At 68.7% G+C, this 15,287-nt stretch carries 13 protein-coding genes; 10 read left to right on the forward strand and 3 right to left on the reverse strand.

Features of this window, described 5'->3' with window-relative positions; genetic code table 11:
- Positions 1 to 54 precede the first annotated feature (54 nt).
- The 3 genes from FE811_RS01230 to FE811_RS01240 are packed head-to-tail and all read right to left on the reverse strand — an operon-like array spanning position 55 to position 4,237.
- Positions 55 to 2,220, reverse strand: a complete 2,166-nt coding sequence (locus FE811_RS01230; RefSeq protein WP_036757916.1) for an RNA degradosome polyphosphate kinase — start codon at positions 2,218 to 2,220, stop codon at positions 55 to 57.
- Between the two features lie 31 nt (positions 2,221 to 2,251).
- On the reverse strand, positions 2,252 to 2,941 hold the full coding sequence (locus tag FE811_RS01235) for a DnaA ATPase domain-containing protein (protein ID WP_116220959.1): 690 nt from the start codon (positions 2,939 to 2,941) through the stop codon (positions 2,252 to 2,254).
- Positions 2,942 to 2,944: 3 nt separating this feature from the next.
- On the reverse strand, positions 2,945 to 4,237 hold the full coding sequence (locus FE811_RS01240; protein WP_243700203.1) for an AI-2E family transporter: 1,293 nt from the start codon (positions 4,235 to 4,237) through the stop codon (positions 2,945 to 2,947).
- 140 nt (positions 4,238 to 4,377) lie between these two features.
- On the opposite strand from FE811_RS01240, the gene proS reads away from it, so the two are divergent.
- The 10 genes from proS to FE811_RS01290 all read left to right on the forward strand — a co-directional run bounded on the left by proS (position 4,378) and on the right by FE811_RS01290 (position 15,208).
- On the forward strand, positions 4,378 to 5,730 hold the full coding sequence (gene proS, locus FE811_RS01245; protein WP_116220958.1) for a proline--tRNA ligase: 1,353 nt from the start codon (positions 4,378 to 4,380) through the stop codon (positions 5,728 to 5,730).
- A gap of 226 nt (positions 5,731 to 5,956) precedes the next feature.
- Entirely contained in the window at positions 5,957 to 7,081 is a 1,125-nt protein-coding gene (gene gmd, locus FE811_RS01250) for a GDP-mannose 4,6-dehydratase (protein ID WP_181180798.1), read from the forward strand.
- Complete coding sequence (locus tag FE811_RS01255; RefSeq protein ID WP_140846482.1) at positions 7,082 to 8,005, forward strand: GDP-L-fucose synthase; 924 nt, start codon at positions 7,082 to 7,084, stop codon at positions 8,003 to 8,005.
- Entirely contained in the window at positions 8,002 to 9,171 is a 1,170-nt protein-coding gene (locus FE811_RS01260) for a DegT/DnrJ/EryC1/StrS aminotransferase family protein (RefSeq protein WP_116220957.1), read from the forward strand. The genes FE811_RS01255 and FE811_RS01260 overlap by 4 nt, the downstream gene beginning before the upstream one ends.
- Before the next feature lie 68 nt (positions 9,172 to 9,239).
- Positions 9,240 to 10,406 (forward strand): SGNH/GDSL hydrolase family protein, encoded by a 1,167-nt coding sequence (locus tag FE811_RS01265; protein ID WP_116220956.1) that lies wholly within the window; start codon positions 9,240 to 9,242, stop codon positions 10,404 to 10,406.
- 73 nt (positions 10,407 to 10,479) lie between these two features.
- Positions 10,480 to 11,532: a glycosyltransferase family 61 protein gene (locus FE811_RS01270; protein ID WP_116220955.1), complete on the forward strand. Its 1,053-nt coding sequence runs from the start codon at positions 10,480 to 10,482 to the stop codon at positions 11,530 to 11,532.
- Positions 11,533 to 11,632: 100 nt separating this feature from the next.
- Positions 11,633 to 12,169 carry a serine O-acetyltransferase gene (locus FE811_RS01275; RefSeq protein ID WP_244294924.1) on the forward strand — a complete coding sequence of 179 codons (537 nt, stop codon included), beginning with the start codon at positions 11,633 to 11,635 and terminating at the stop codon, positions 12,167 to 12,169.
- Entirely contained in the window at positions 12,162 to 13,733 is a 1,572-nt protein-coding gene (locus FE811_RS01280) for an AMP-binding protein (protein ID WP_116220954.1), read from the forward strand. Before FE811_RS01275 ends, FE811_RS01280 begins: the two co-directional genes overlap by 8 nt.
- Before the next feature lie 19 nt (positions 13,734 to 13,752).
- Entirely contained in the window at positions 13,753 to 13,989 is a 237-nt protein-coding gene (locus FE811_RS01285; protein ID WP_036757930.1) for an acyl carrier protein, read from the forward strand.
- Positions 13,982 to 15,208, forward strand: a complete 1,227-nt coding sequence (locus tag FE811_RS01290; protein WP_244294922.1) for a type III PLP-dependent enzyme — start codon at positions 13,982 to 13,984, stop codon at positions 15,206 to 15,208. The genes FE811_RS01285 and FE811_RS01290 overlap by 8 nt, the downstream gene beginning before the upstream one ends.
- The last annotated feature ends 79 nt before the right edge of the window (positions 15,209 to 15,287 follow it).

Consider the following 15,287-nt stretch of genomic DNA (forward strand, 5'->3'; position numbering starts at 1 on the left):
GATTCCGTTACCAAGCCGGTCGCGCGCTTTGGATGGGGCAATTGCCTCCTTGCGTCAATCCGTCGAGTGCATCAGCGCCGGAACGTCACGCGCGCCCGCGCTGCCGCGCCCCGACAATGAGGGGTTTTCCATGAAGAACTTGTGACAGGAAAACAGGTCGTCGCGCCCGGCCGGCAGATAGCGCAGATAGCGCCCGTCGGGTTGCAGAAGCCAGCTTTGCGCCTCGTCGGCCATGTTGGCGGCCATGACCTGGCTGGTGATCTGCGCCTTCACCGTCTCGTTGAAGCATTCCACCAGCGCCTCGACCCGGCGGTTCAGGTTGCGCCCCATCCAGTCGGCCGAGCTGATGAAGACCCGCGCGCGCTTGGAGGGCAGGCCGAAGCCATTGCCGAAGCAGACGATGCGGGAATGTTCCAGGAAGCGGCCGACGATGGATTTCACCCTGATGTTGTCGGACAGGCCCGCGATACCCGGCCGCAGCCCGCAGATGCCGCGGATCACCAGGTTGATCCTGACCCCCGCCTGGCTTGCGGCGTAAAGCGCCTCGATCACGTCCTTGTCGATCAGGCTGTTCATCTTGGCCCAGATCTCGGCCGGGCGGCCGCGGCTGGCGAAATCGGCCTCGCGCGCGATCAGCTCCAGCAGCCGCTCCTTGAGGTCGATGGGCGAGATGGCGATGTTCTCCAGCCCCTCGGGCTGAACGTAGCCGGACAGGAAATTGAACACCTTGGAGGCATCTCGCCCCAGCGCCGGGTCGCAGGTGAACAGCGACAGGTCGGTATAGATGCGCGCGGTGATCGGGTGATAGTTGCCGGTGCCGAAATGGGTATAGGTCACAAGCTGGTCGCCCTCGCGCCGCACCACGGCGCTGATCTTGGCATGGGTCTTGTATTGCATGAAGCCATAGACGACATGCGCGCCCGAGCGTTCCAGCCGCCGCGACTGGCGGATGTTCGCGGCCTCGTCGAAGCGGGCCTTCAGCTCGACCAGCGCCGTCACCGACTTGCCCGATTCGGCCGCCTCGCAGAGCGCGTCCACGATGGGGCTGTCGCGCGAGGTGCGGTAAAGCGTCTGCTTGATCGCCAGCACGTCCGGGTCGCGCGCCGCCTGCGCCAGGAAGCGCACCACCATGTCGAAGGTCTCGTAGGGGTGGTGCAGCAGCATGTCCTTTTGCCGGATCGCGGCGAACATGTCGCCGTCGTGGTCCTGCACCCGTTCCGGCACCCGCGGGGTGAAGCCCGGCCATTGCAGGTCGCGCCGCCCGTCCAGCACCAGTTCGCGCAGGTCGGCCATGCCCAGAAGGCCCTCGACCTCGACCACCTCCTCGGGATCGACCTCCAGCTCCTGCATGATGACCCGGCGCAGCCGGTCGGGCGCGCCGGCGGTGATCTTCAGCCGGATGACCGAGCCGCGGCGGCGGCGCTTCAGCGCCGTCTCGAACTCGCGCACCAGGTCTTCGGCCTCTTCCTCGACCTCCAGGTCGCTGTCGCGCAGCACGCGGAAGGCGCAATGGCCGATGTCGCGATAGCCGGGGAACAGGCTCGGCAGATGCATCAGCAGCAGGTCTTCCAGCCGCAGGAAGCGCTTGCCGCCCGGCAGCGGGATGAAGCGGGCGATCTGCTGGGGGATGGGCACCAGCGCCTGCATCTGCCGCCCGTCGCTTTCCCGCGCCAGTTCCAGCGCCAGCGAAAAGCCGGTGTTGGGGATGAAGGGAAAGGGATGCGCCGGGTCTATGGCCAGGGGCGAGACCACCGGGAACACCTGCTCCATGAAATGCCGGCGCAGGAACTCTTCCTCGGCGCGGGTGACGCGGCCGCGCGACAGGATGGCGATGTCGGCCTGTTCCATCTCGCGGCGCAGGCCGTTCCAGACCGCCTGCTGCGCGCCCATCAGCCGGCGCGCATCGGCATTGACCAGCGCCAGCTGCTCGGCCGCGGTCAGCCCGTCGTCGGACAGGGTGGTGTTGCCTTCGCGGACCAGTTCGCGCAGGCCGGCCACGCGCACGGTGTAGAACTCGTCGAGATTGGTGGCCGAGATCGACAGGAAGCGCAGCCGCTCGAGCAGCGGCACGCGCGGGTTGCGCGCCTCGTCCAGCACACGCCAGTTGAAGGCGAGCCAGCTGATCTCGCGGTTGAAGAAGCGCGCGGCGCCCTCGGGCGGGCCGTCGGGCAGATCGCGCGGGGCGGGAAAGGGGGATTTCAGGAAATCGGCCTGGGTCATGTCACGGGACTTCGGGGAAAATGCGGGGCGATCATGCGTCGGCGGGGGCCAGCTTGTCCAGAAGCTCGGCCGCCAGCCGCCGGGTGATGGCGCGGCGGTCGGCCAGCGATTCGCGGTCGATGGCGGCGACCAGGCGGCGGGCCAGGTCCAGGTCGCGCTCCATGCGCAGCGAAAGCCAGTCCACCACCTCGGGCGCCACCTGGATCTGGCGGTCGGCGAACAGCTTGACCAGCACCGCCGGCAGCAGCGCGTCGTCGGGCGGGCCCAGGATCGCCTGCGCCGCCGTCTCCAGCCGCGAGCGCAGGTCGGGCAGCGCCACGCCCCAGTCGCGCGGCGGCGCCTGCGCGGTGATGAGAAGCAGCGCCCCCCGCGCGCCGGCCAGGTTCCACAGGTGGAACAGGCCCTGTTCGGCGACGGGATTGCCGCCGATCTCATGCGCGTCCTCGATGACCAGCGCGGCGCCGGGGCGGACCAGATCGTCCACGCTTTCGGGGGTCAGCGTCCAGCCGTGGCTGACATGGGCGCCATGCTCGACCGCCCAGAAGCCGACCAGATGCGTCTTGCCCGATCCCGGACCGCCGATCAGCAACAGCCGGCCCTGCGGCCAGCGGCCCGGCGCGTCCAGCATCGCCAGCGCATCGCGATTGGCCGCGGTGATCAGGAAGTCGTCGCGCGACGAGGCCGGCGGCATCGTCAGGTCCAGGGTCAATTGTCTGGCCACCGTTCAGCGGTCCTTGCCGCGCAGGTGGTCGCGCGTCTCGGCCCACAGATCGGAGGGCGAAGGCGGGCCCTCGGCATCGGGAACCTCGCCGGCCTGCTGGCGGTGCTGGTGTTCCTCCAGCAGATGCGCCAGATGCTCGTCGCGCTGGATCTGCGCCACGGCCACGTCGCGCGACATCTGCGCCAGCTGGCGCGCACGCTCGGTCGTGCCGCGCGGCACCAGCTCGACCATGGTCGGCGGCGCGGGGGGCGAGGGCACCTCGCGCCCGGTATAGAGCGCGCTTTCCTTGTAGCGGGCGACGGCAAAGCGGACCAGCACCCCCAGCGCCGCCGCCGCCGGCACGGCGATGAGCAGGCCGACGAAGCCGAAGAGCGTGCCGAAGACGGTCAGGGCCAGCATCAGCCAGACCGGATGCAGCCCGACATGGCCGCCGACGATCTTGGGTTGCAGGTAGTTGCCCTCGACGATCTGGCCCAGGACGAAGACCGCGATCACCGCGCCGATCCAGACCGGCTCGCCCCAGAAGGAGAACAGCGCGACGCCGATGGCGGTAGCGCCGCCGACCAGCACGCCGACATAGGGGATGAAGGACAACGAGGCGGCGATCACCCCGATCGCGATGCCGAAGGGCAGGCCGATCAGCGCCAGGCAGACCGAATAGAAGGTGCCCAGGATCAGGATCACCATGCCCTGCCCGCGCACGAATCCCGACAGCGCCGCGTCGATCTCGTGTCCCAGCCGGCGGATGGTGCCGGCATGCTGGCGCGGCAGAAGCTCGTCCAGCCGGTCGACCATGTTGTCCCAGTCGAGCAGCAGGTAGAAGGCGACGACCGGCACGATCACGATCAGCATGACCATGCTGACCACGCCCATGACCGAGCCCAGCACGGTGCTGACCAGCTGCCCGCCCCGCTCGCTGATCTGCTGGCCCATGTTGGCAAGCGCGCTGTTGACCGGGCTGCCCTCGGTGAAGATCTCGGGGAACCGGGTCATCAGGAACTGCTGGAGGCGCTGGAACATCTCGGGCGCGGTCTCGATCAGCGCGGTGGTCTGGCGCACCAGCACCGGCACCAGCAGCAGAAACAGCGCCACCACCAGCAAGAGCCCGCAAAGCGTGATGATGACCACCGAGGCGGTGCGCGACAGGCCCAGCCGCTCGAGCCGGTCGGCCAGGGGATCGAAGAGATAGGCCACGGCCGCGCCCATGATGAAGGGCGTGACGGCATTGCCCACCCCCCAAAGCGCCAACAGCAGCACGGCCAGCGCGCCGCCCCAATACAGGATCTGTTTCTGCACCGGCAATTGCATGGGTCTCGTCGCTCCCGTCCCCGCGTTCGGCTTCCTATGTGGACGGTCGCGGCGCGGCTTGCAAGGAAGGGCGTTGCCCCGCTATCCGCGATCCGCTAACCCGTGCCGGCCATCATGAGGATTTCGCCATGCGTCTGTCGCGCTATTTCATGCCCGTCCTGAAGGAAGACCCCAAAGAGGCCCAGATCGTCAGCCACCGGCTGATGCTGCGCGCCGGCATGATCAAGCAGCAGGCGGCCGGCATCTATTCCTGGCTGCCGCTGGGCTTCAAGGTGCTGCGCCGCATCGAGCAGATCGTGCATGAGGAACAGGCCCGCGCCGGCCATATCGCCATGCTGATGCCGACGCTGCAGCCCGCCGACCTGTGGCGCGAAAGCGGCCGCTACGACGATTACGGCGAAGAGATGCTGCGCATCCGCGACCGCCACAAGCGCGACCTGCTTTACGGGCCCACGAACGAGGAGATGATCACCGACATCTTCCGCAGCCATGTGAACAGCTACAAGGACCTGCCGCTGACGCTGTATCACATCCAGTGGAAGTTCCGCGACGAGATCCGCCCCCGCTTCGGCGTCATGCGCGGGCGCGAGTTCCTGATGAAGGACGGCTACAATTTCGACCTGACCAAGGAAGACGCGCTGCACGCCTATAACCGGCATCTGGTCAGCTATCTGCGCAGCTACGAGCGCATGGGCCTGCAGGCGATCCCGATGCGCGCCGACGGCGGGCCGATCGGCGGCGATTATACGCATGAGTTCCTGGTGCTGGCCGAGACCGGCGAGTCGGAGGTGTTCTACGACAGCGAGATCACCGACCTGAAATTCGGCGACCGCGCCATCGACTACGACGATGTCGCGCAATGCCAGGCCGTGCTGGAGGAATTCACCAGCCGCTATGCCCGCACCGACGAGACCCATGACGCGGCGCTGTTCGAGCAGGTCCCCGAGGCGCGGCGGCGCCAGGCCCGCGGCATCGAGGTCGGGCAGATCTTCTATTTCGGCACCAAGTATTCCGAGCCGATGGGCGCCACCGTGGTCGGCCCCGACGGCGCACGCGTGCCGGTTCACATGGGCTCGCACGGGATCGGCGTCAGCCGCCTTCTGGGCGCGATCATCGAGGCCAGCCATGACGACAAGGGCATCGTCTGGCCCGAGGGGGTGACGCCCTTCCATGCCGGGATCGTCAACCTCAAACAGGGCGACGCCTCGACCGACGGCGCCTGCGAGGCGCTTTACGCCGAGCTGAAGGCGCAGGGGCTGGACCCGCTCTACGACGACCGCGACGAGCGGGCGGGGGCGAAATTCGCCACCATGGACCTGATCGGCCTGCCCTGGCGCATCACCGTCGGGCCGCGCGGGCTGGCGGCGAACAAGGTCGAGCTGACCTCGCGCCGCAGCGGCGAATCGATCGAGGTCTCGCCGCAGGAGGCGGTGGCGCGGCTGAAGGAGATCTACCAGCCGGTCTTCGACGCCGCGAAATAGGGCCGCGAAATAGGCGCGGCCGCGCGCGGCGGAACGGTTGCCTGGGTATTTGGGCAACGGAGAAACATGGCGGGCGGCGCCCAGGCGGCGCCCTTTGCCCAGGCGGCTTGGCCGCATGTGTGTCTGGTGAACGGAACGCCCCCTGCCCTGCGCGCGGTGTCGGCGGGGCCGGGCGGCGCGGGCCTTGTCGTGGTTGTTGTTGTGGTGGTTCAAGAGTGGGCGGTTCATGGTGAAGAAAGCGCTGATTACCGGGGTCACGGGTCAGGACGGATCCTACCTGGCCGAGTTCCTGCTGGAAAAGGGCTATGAGGTGCATGGCATCAAGCGCCGCGCCTCGAGCTTCAACACCCGGCGCGTCGATCACATCTTCCAGGATCCGCACGAGGTCGCGCCGCGCTTCCTGCTGCATTACGGCGACCTGGGCGATGCCTCGAACCTGACCCGGATCATGGCCGAGGTGCGGCCGGACGAGGTCTATAACCTGGGCGCGCAATCCCATGTCGCGGTCAGCTTCGAGGCGCCGGAATATACCGCCGATGTCGATGCGCTGGGGACGCTGCGGCTGCTGGAGGCGATCCGCTTCCTGGGGCTGGAGCGGGCGACGCGGTTCTACCAGGCGTCGAGTTCCGAGCTTTACGGGCTGGTGCGCGAGACGCCGCAGACCGAACGCACGCCCTTTCACCCGCGCAGCCCCTATGCCGTGGCCAAGCTCTATGCCTATTGGATCACGGTGAACTATCGCGAGGCCTATGGGCTTTTCGCCTGCAACGGCATCCTGTTCAACCACGAGAGCCCGCGCCGCGGCGAGACCTTCGTCACCCGCAAGATCACCCGCGGGCTGGCCAACCTGGCCCAGGGGATCGGCGGCTGCCTTTATCTGGGCAACCTGGACGCGCTGCGCGACTGGGGCCATGCCCGCGACTACGTGCGCATGCAATGGCTGATGCTGCAATCCGACGCGCCCGACGACTACGTCATCGCCACCGGCGAGCAGCATTCCGTGCGCCAGTTCCTGACCTGGGCCGCCGCGGAGCTGGGCATCGCGCTGGAATTTCGCGGCTCGGGCGTGGATGAGTTCGCCCTGGTCGCCTCGGTCGCGGGCGAGCGGGCGCCGGCCTTGCATCCCGGCGACGTGGTGATGCGGGTCGATCCGCGGTATTTCCGCCCGGCCGAGGTGGCCAGCCTGCTGGGCGATGCCGGCAAGGCGCATCGCCGGCTGGGCTGGCGCCCCCGGACCGGGCTGCGCGAGATGATCGCCGAGATGGTCGCCGCCGACCTGCGGGCGGCGCGGCAGCATGCGCTGCTCAGGCGGCATGGGCTGGGTCCGGCCGTCGCGGGAGAGGTGGGATAGATGGCGCGGCTCTTCGTCACCGGCGGCCATGGCATGGTGGGGTCGAACCTGCGCGCCCATCCCGGCATCGCCGCCTGGCAGGTGCTGGCGCCTGCCCGCGCCGAGCTGGACCTGTGCGACGCGGTCGCGCTGCGGGACTGGCTGGCGCGGCATCGTCCCGACGCCGTGGTCCATGCCGCGGGCGTCGTCGGCGGCATCCAGGCCAACATGGCCGAGCCGCTGCGGTATCTGGCCGAGAACGCCCGCATCGGGCTGAACCTGATCACCGCCTGCCGCGAGATCGGCGTTCCGGTGCTGCTGAACCTGAGTTCGAGCTGCGTCTATCCGCGCGACCTGCACCGCGACCTGGCCGAGGAACAGATCCTGACCGGCCCGCTCGAGCCCAGCAACGAGGGCTATGCCCTGGCCAAGATCATGGCGATGCGGCTGGTGGACCATGCCTGCCGCGAGAACCCCGCCTTGCAATGGCGCACGCTGATCCCCTGCAACCTCTACGGCCCCTTCGACACGTTCGACCCAGGGCGGTCGCATCTGCTGCCGGCGATCATCCACAAGATCCACCGCGCCAGGATCGAGGGCCGCGACAGGGTCGAGATCTGGGGCGACGGCCAGGCCCGGCGCGAGTTCATGCATGCGGGCGACCTGGCGGATGCGATCCTGCGCGCGCTGGCCGATCCCTCGGCCGTGCCGGCGGTGATGAACGTCGGGCCGGGGGTGGATCACGCGATCGAGGATTATTACCGCATCGTGGCCGGGGTGGTGGGCTGGCAGGGCCGCTTTGTCCACGACCTCGGCAAGCCCGTGGGCATGCGGCGCAAGCTTCTGTCCGTGGCGCGGCAGGCGGCCTGGGGCTGGGCGCCGCGGATCGGCCTGGCCGAGGGCATCGCCGCCACCTATGCCTGGTATCTGGAGCAGCAGCCATGAACCGCTTTCCCCTGGCAAGCTCCAGCTGGGACGAAGCCGAGCGGGACGCCCTGCAGCGGGTGATCGCCTCGGGCCGCTTTACCATGGGCCCCGAGGTCGCGGCCTTCGAGGCCGAGTTCGCCCGCTTCGCCGGCAGCCGCCATGCAGTGATGGTCAATTCGGGCTCATCGGCCAATCTCGCCATGGTGGCGGCGCTGCGCTACCGGCAAGACCCGGCCTCGCGGCTGATGCCGGGCGACCAGGTGATCGTGCCGGCGGTGTCCTGGTCCACCAGCTTCTTTCCGCTGCACCAATACGGGCTGCACCTGAAATTCGTGGACATCGACCGCGAGACGCTGAACTACGACCTTGCCGCGCTGGCCGCGGCCATCGACGACCGGACCCGCGCCGTCATGGCGGTGAACCTGCTGGGCAATCCCAACGATTTCGATGCGATCCGTTCGCTGATCGGCACCCGCCGCATCCTGCTGATCGAGGATAATTGCGAATCCATGGGCGCGACCTTCGCCGGGCGCCAGGCCGGCACCTTCGGGGTGATGGGGACGTTCTCGACCTTCTTCTCGCACCACATCTCGACCATGGAGGGCGGGCTGGTCGTCACCGACGACGAAGAGCTTTACCACATCCTGCTGGCGCTGCGGGCGCATGGCTGGACGCGCGACCTGCCCAGATGGAACCGCGTGACCGGCGAGAAGGGCGAGGATCCCTTCGAGGAAAGCTTTCGCTTCGTCCTGCCCGGCTACAACCTGCGCCCGCTGGAGATGTCGGGCGCCCTGGGCCGGGCGCAGCTGGAAAAGCTGCCGCGGCTGGTCGCGGCGCGGCGCGAGAACGGCGCGCGATGGGTCGAGGCGATGGCCGATCACCCGCTGTTTCGCATCCAGCGCGAGATCGGGGAAAGCAGCTGGTTCGGCTTTGCGCTGGTGCTGCGCCCCGAATGCGGGCTTGGCCGGCGCGAGGTCCTGGCGCGGCTCGGCGCGCTGGGATTCGAGACCCGGCCCATCGTCAGCGGCAATTTCACCGGCAATCCCGTGCTGCGGCTGATGGACCACAGCCTGCACGGGCCGATGACCCATGCGGACGAGATCGACCGCAACGGCTTTTTCATCGGCAACCACCCCCATGACATGCGGGACGCGATCCGAATCCTGGCCCGATTCCGCGGCTGAGCGGCTGGCCGCTGGACTTGCCGGCCCGGCTTGGTCAGGATCGGCGCCGAGGTTTTGGGTGGGCGGTCATGGGTGCAGTCTGGACAAGGCGGATCGGCGCGGCGGTCCTGGTCGTCGCCCTGGGCGCGGGGGCCGCTTTCCTGGCCTGGCCCGAACCGCCGCGCCCGGCGACGCCGGTGCCGGCGCTGAGCCTGGCCGGGGACGCGGGATTCCAGGCGGAACTCGGCCCACCGCGGCCCGGATGGACCGCCCTGCCCGCCCAGGCGACGGGGCGCGCGGCCGCTGATCCCTCGGGCCTGGGCTATCGCCATGAATGGCCGGGCTTTCACGCCTCGGCGCGGTTTCAGGGCACCGGGATCGTGCTGCGATTCGACGATGCGCTCAATCGCTGGCGCGTGACGCTGGACGGCAAGGCGGTCGAGGTCTCGCGCCCCGGCCGGCAGGATCTGCATATCCGCGGCCTTGCGCCCGGCCCGCATCAGATCCGCGCCGAGAAGATCAGCGAATCGAGCGGCCCGGCGCTTTTCGGCGGCTTCTTCCTGGACGATTCGGCCCAGGCGCTGCCTCCGCCCCCCCCGGCACCGCGGCTGATCGAGTTCATCGGCGATTCCGACACCGTCGGCTTTGCCAATACCGCCAGCCGCCGCGATTGCGAGGCTGAGGAGATCTATGCCGCGACCGACACCAGCCGCAGCTTCGGCCCGCAGGTCGCGGCGGCGCTGGGTGCGGATTACCGCATCGTCGCGCGCTCGGGCATCGGGCTTTTGCGCAACTACGGCGGCGCCGAGCCCGACCGCACCATGGACCGGCTTTATCCCCTGGCCCTGCCGGGACAGCCGGATGCGCCGGCCCTGCCGGAGCGCAAGGCGGACATCGTCGTCATCGGGCTGGGCTCGAACGTGTTCGGCTCGGAACTCGCCCCCGGCGAACGCTGGAGCGACATGGGCCAGCTGCGCCACGAGTTCGGCCCGGCGCTGGCCGATTTCGCCACCGCCCGCGCGCAGGAAAACCCCGGCGCGACCCTGGTGCTGCTGGCCTTCGGCGAATACGGGCCCGAACTGGTCGAGGCGCATCGGACCGCCTCGGCTCTGCTGGACGGCCGGGGCCTGGCCAACCGCCTGGTCGTCCTGGGCGATCCGCAGCGCAACGCCTGCCTGTGGCACCCCTCGGCCGAGGATCACGCGACGATCGCGCAGGCGCTGGTCGCGGCGCTGAAAGGGCCGGGTCCGAACTGAACGGCGCATTCTGTCTCTTGCGCCCGCCGCCGCGCGACCGCACACTCCACCCGACCCTGCCAGCCGAGCCGCCATGCATTCCCTCAGACCGACCCATAACCGCCTGCGCCGCCTTGCCGGCCTGGGCCCCGCGGATTTCTTTGCCACCGCCGTCGAGCGATGGGAGATCTGCCCGGCCGAGGTGGGCGAGGTCATGCCGGGCATCTGGCTGCCCGACCAGGTCGAGCATATCTCGCGCACCGAGTTCGGTTCCCTGCCCGACATCCTTGAACAGATGCAGGGCAATCCGGCCGAGCAGATTCCGCCCACCCTGGGCTATCGCTTCCGCGACGTGGATTTCGTCGATGGCGTGCTGCATGCGCGCGGGGCCGAACGCCACCTGCGCCAGCACAAGCGCTCGGGCCTGGGCTATGCCCGGCCGCGCGAAAGCCTGACGGGCGCGCTTTACGAAAGCTGGATCGGCAACCGCTGGTTCGGCAACTGGCTGCTGAACGATTGCCTTGCCTATCGCCTGGCCGAAGAGGCGGGGGCGCCGGTGACCTCCGCCCCGCTGCGCGGCGGCCATATCGCGCGCTACGAGAAATTGCTGGGCATGGCGCCCCGGCGCATCGGCGACGTGCATTTCGACGAGTTGGTCCTGTTCGACGACCTGCAAAGCAACAGCCACCGCCGCGGCCGCGCGCAGCGCAACCGCGCGCTGGTCCTTCAGGGCCGGGCGCTGGAGCCCCTGCCCGGCGTCTTCATCTTCCGCGGCGCCAGCGGCGATGCCCGCATCCTGGAGAACGAGGCCGAGATCGCCGAGCGGCTCGAGGTCGAATACGGCTTTCGCACGCTCTACATCGACCGCCACGACGCCGACGAACTGGCCCAGGCTGCCGGCGCGGCGCGGATCGTGGCGGGGGTCGAGGGCAGCCAGCTTGCCCATGGCGTCATCGCCATGGCGCCGGGCGGCACGGTGCTGACCCTGCAGCCGGCGGACCGGGTGACGACCTCGCTCAAGCTGCTGACGGATTGCTGGCAGCAGCATTACGCCATGGTGGTGGGGTCGGGCACCGCCCGCGGCTACCGGGTGGAATGGGACCAGATCCGGCGCACGCTCGACCTGATCGCGGCGCAAACCGCCTGAAACCCGTCCTAACAGTCAGGTTGAGTTTGCCGCGAGACATCGGAATATGGGGGCGGGCGAGCTTTATTTCCCGCCGAAGTGATTAAGCAAGTGCATGGTGATGTTCGAAACTCTCCGGGATGACTACAAAAGACACGGCCGTTCGCTGACCGAGCCCGCCTTCGTCTCGCTAGCTGTCTATCGCTATGGCCGCTGGGCCATCGGGCTGAAGAACCCGCTGCTGCGCTGGCTGGCCGGCAAGCCCTATGCGCTGATGCGGATCCTGATCCTGAACGTGACCAAGGTCTGGATCCCGCCGCAGGTGCGGCTGGGGCGCGACTTCCACATCATCCATGCCGAGGGCTCGCTGTCGATCCATCCCGACGTGGTGATCGGCGACCGCTGCGGGGTGATGCACAACGTCACCATCGGCACCAACATGGGCCCCGGCGCGCCGGTGATCGGCGATGATGTGTTCATCGGGGTGAATTCCTGCGTGCTGGGGCCGATCACCATCGGCGACCGGGTGCGGATCGGCGCCAATACCGCGGTGACGACCAACGTGCCGCCGGATTCGGTGGTGATCGGCTCGCCCGCCAAGATCTATCCCAGCCTGCCGATCTTTGCCGCCAAGAAGAAGGCCCCCGAGAATGAGTGACGATTTCGACTGCAGCATGTGGCGTCTTCTGGCCGACAACCTGCCCGCCCGCGCCGACAAGATCGCCGCGGTGGACCAGGGCCGCTCGGTCAGCTACGCCGAACTCGCGGCCGAGGCGGGGCGCGTGGCCGACTGGCTGGTCGGGCGCGGCATCCGTCCCGGCGACCGGGTGATCGTGCATCTGCGCAAGGGCATCGACGAGGTCGCGGCCATGTTCGGCGCCTGGAAGATGGGCGCCGTGGTCATCAACGTGAACATCCGCTGGACGCCCGCGCAGCTGGCCTATGTCGCCCGCGACAGCCAGGCGCGCGCAGCGATCCTGCCCCGCAACGCGCTGGAGGCGCTGGTGGGCGAACATGCCTTGCCCGAGGGCACGGCCTATCTTGTTCAGGGCAAGGCCGAGGGCCTTGTCCAGGGCGCGGACCCCTGGGGGGCGCTTGGCGCCGACCGGGCTTCCGCGCCCGACGAATCCGACCCGCGCGGGTTGGCGATGATCATCTACACCTCGGGCTCGACCGGCGCGCCCAAGGGGGTGATGCTCAGCCATCGCAATATCCGCGTGGGCGCCATCTCGGTCGCGGACTACCTGGGGCTGGACGAAAGCGACCGGCTGCTTTCGGTGCTGCCCTACAGCTTCGACGCCGGGCTGAACCAGCTGACCACCATGCTGCTGACCGGCGGGACGGTGGTGCATCAGCCGCTGACCATGCCGGCCGAGATCATCCGCATGGCCCAGGCCGAATCGGTGACGGGGATCGCCGGGGTGCCGCCCTTGTGGAACCAGATCGTGCGGCTGCTGGTGGACCGGCCGACCGAACTGCCGGCGCTGCGGCGCATCACCAACACCGGCGGCAAGATCCCCCCGAACATCCTGAAACTGCTGCCGCAGGTGTTTCCGGGCGTCGACATCTACCTGATGTATGGGCTGACCGAGGCGTTCCGCTCGACCTATCTGCCGCCGGCGAAATTCGCGGCCAAGATGGGCTCGATTGGCCGGCAGATCCCGAACGCGCAGGTCTTCGCCATCAAGCATGGCGAGGGCATCGCCGGCCCCGGCGAACAGGGCGAGCTGGTCCATGCCGGGCCGCTGGTCAGCATGGGCTATTGGGAAAAGCCCGAGGTGACGGCGCAGAAGATCCGCCCCTGCCCCGAGCTTGCGCACCTGCTGGGCGACGAGCCGGTGGTCTGGTCGGGCGACCTGGTGCGCGTGGACGAGGACGGCGACCTGTGGTTCGTCAGCCGCATGGACGAGATGATCAAGACCCTGGGCTTCCGCCTGTCGCCGACCGAGGTCGAGGATGCGATCTCGCAAAGCGGGCTTGTCACCGACGTGGTGGCCTTCGGGGTCGAGGATGCCGACCTGGGCCAGGCGGTTCACGCGGTCGTGACCTATCTGCCGCAGGGCGACGAGGCCGCGCTGGCCGCGCATTGCGCCCGCGCCATGCCCCATTACATGCGTCCCCAGCGCTATCATTCCTGGCAAGGCGCCATGCCGCGGACCGCCAGCGGCAAGCTGGACCGCCCCGCCATCATCTCGGCCGCCAGGGCCGCATCGCAGAACTGACCAGAAAGGCATTGAATCCATGAGCCTGAGCAAGGACGAACTGTTCCGCTATATCCGCGCCGAACTGAACATCGACACGCCGCTGGACGGCGATACCGAGCTTTTCTCGACCGGGATGCTGGATTCGGTGGCGATGGTCGGGCTGATCTCCTTCGTCGAGCAGCATGCCGGGGTGCGGGTGCAGCCGGGCGACGTGACGCTGGAGAATTTCGACACGGTGGACGCTATCCTGGCCTATGTGCAGACCCTTGACTGACCTCGACCGCCACCTGTCCGAGGCCGCGGCGCGCTTCGGCACGCCCTGCTATGTCTATGCCACCGACCTGGTCGAGGAACGGCTGGCGCATCTGCGCGCGCATCTGGGGCGCTGGTTCGCCGTCAGCTTCGCGGTCAAGAGCAATCCGAACCCCGCGCTGCTGGGCTGGATGCGGGACCGGCTGGACTGCCTCGACATCTCTTCGGGGGGCGAGCTGGCGCTGGCGCGCGAGGCGGGCTGGGATGCGGGCCGGATCAGCTTCACCGGCCCGGCCAAGCGCGAGGCGGAGCTGCGCGCCGCCACCCAGGCGGGCTTGGGCGAGCTGGTGCTGGAAAGCCTGCGCGAGGCGCGGCTGGCCGATGCCGTCGCGGCCGAGCTGGGCCGCGTGCAGCCGGTGCTGGTCCGCCTGGCGCCCTCGCGCGTGCCCAAGGGTTTCGGCGACCAGATGGCCGGCCGGCCCAGCCCCTTCGGCGTCGATGTCGAGGACGCGGCCGAGATCCTGCCGCAGATCGCCGCCCTGCCGAACCTGCGCATCATCGGGCTGCACATCTATTCCGGCACGCAATGCCTCAAGCCCGAGGCGATCTGCGAGAACTGGCGCATCTTCATGCAGGTCTTTTCCGAGACCTGCGCCGCGTTGGACCTGCGCCCGGAAAAGCTGATCTTCGGCGCCGGGCTCGGCATCCCCTATCACCCCGGCGACGGCGCGCTGGACCTTGCCGCCATCGCCGCCGAGATCGGCCCCGAACTGGACGCCTTCGCCGCGCGCTTTCCCGCGACGCGGCTGGTGCTGGAGCTGGGCCGCTACCTGGTCGGGCCGGCGGGCTGGTTCGTGGCCCGCGTCGTCTCGGTCAAGCAGTCGCGCGGCAGCCGAATCGCCATCTGCGACGGCGGGCTGAACGCCAACCTGGCGGCCTCGGGCAATTTCGGCATGGTGCTGCGGCGCAATTACGTCATGCACCGCGTCGGCGGCGACGAGGGCGGCACCCGCCCCGAGGAAAGGCAGGACATATCCGGCCCGCTCTGCACCTCGATCGACAAGCTGGGCGGCGGCGTCGCCCTGCCCAGGCTGGAGGAAGGCGACCTGATCGCCATCCATGCCTGCGGCGCCTATGGGCCGACCGCCAGCCCGCTGCATTTCATCAGCCACCCCATGCCGGCCGAGGTGCTGCTGACCGGCGGGCAGATGCGCGACGCGACCCGGATCCGCGGCGGCTGAGGCCCGGCCGCCGCCCCATTTCCGGGCAAGCGATAAAATATTTCTGATCTTGGATTTTTGCGTCGTTTTTATCGACCGG

This window comes from Paracoccus sp. FO-3 (genome assembly GCF_006386455.1).
Taxonomy (GTDB): domain Bacteria; phylum Pseudomonadota; class Alphaproteobacteria; order Rhodobacterales; family Rhodobacteraceae; genus Paracoccus; species Paracoccus versutus.

Coding starts and splice junctions, on each gene's coding strand:
- proS (WP_116220958.1), top strand. CDS start 4,378: ATGCGTCTGTCGCGCTATTTCATGCCCGTCCTGAAGGAAGACCCCAAA.
- FE811_RS01230 (WP_036757916.1), bottom strand. CDS start 2,220: ATGACCCAGGCCGATTTCCTGAAATCCCCCTTTCCCGCCCCGCGCGAT.
- FE811_RS01280 (WP_116220954.1), top strand. CDS start 12,162: ATGAGTGACGATTTCGACTGCAGCATGTGGCGTCTTCTGGCCGACAAC.
- gmd (WP_181180798.1), top strand. CDS start 5,957: ATGGTGAAGAAAGCGCTGATTACCGGGGTCACGGGTCAGGACGGATCC.
- FE811_RS01285 (WP_036757930.1), top strand. CDS start 13,753: ATGAGCCTGAGCAAGGACGAACTGTTCCGCTATATCCGCGCCGAACTG.
- FE811_RS01275 (WP_244294924.1), top strand. CDS start 11,633: ATGTTCGAAACTCTCCGGGATGACTACAAAAGACACGGCCGTTCGCTG.
- FE811_RS01260 (WP_116220957.1), top strand. CDS start 8,002: ATGAACCGCTTTCCCCTGGCAAGCTCCAGCTGGGACGAAGCCGAGCGG.
- FE811_RS01255 (WP_140846482.1), top strand. CDS start 7,082: ATGGCGCGGCTCTTCGTCACCGGCGGCCATGGCATGGTGGGGTCGAAC.
- FE811_RS01270 (WP_116220955.1), top strand. CDS start 10,480: ATGCATTCCCTCAGACCGACCCATAACCGCCTGCGCCGCCTTGCCGGC.
- FE811_RS01265 (WP_116220956.1), top strand. CDS start 9,240: ATGGGTGCAGTCTGGACAAGGCGGATCGGCGCGGCGGTCCTGGTCGTC.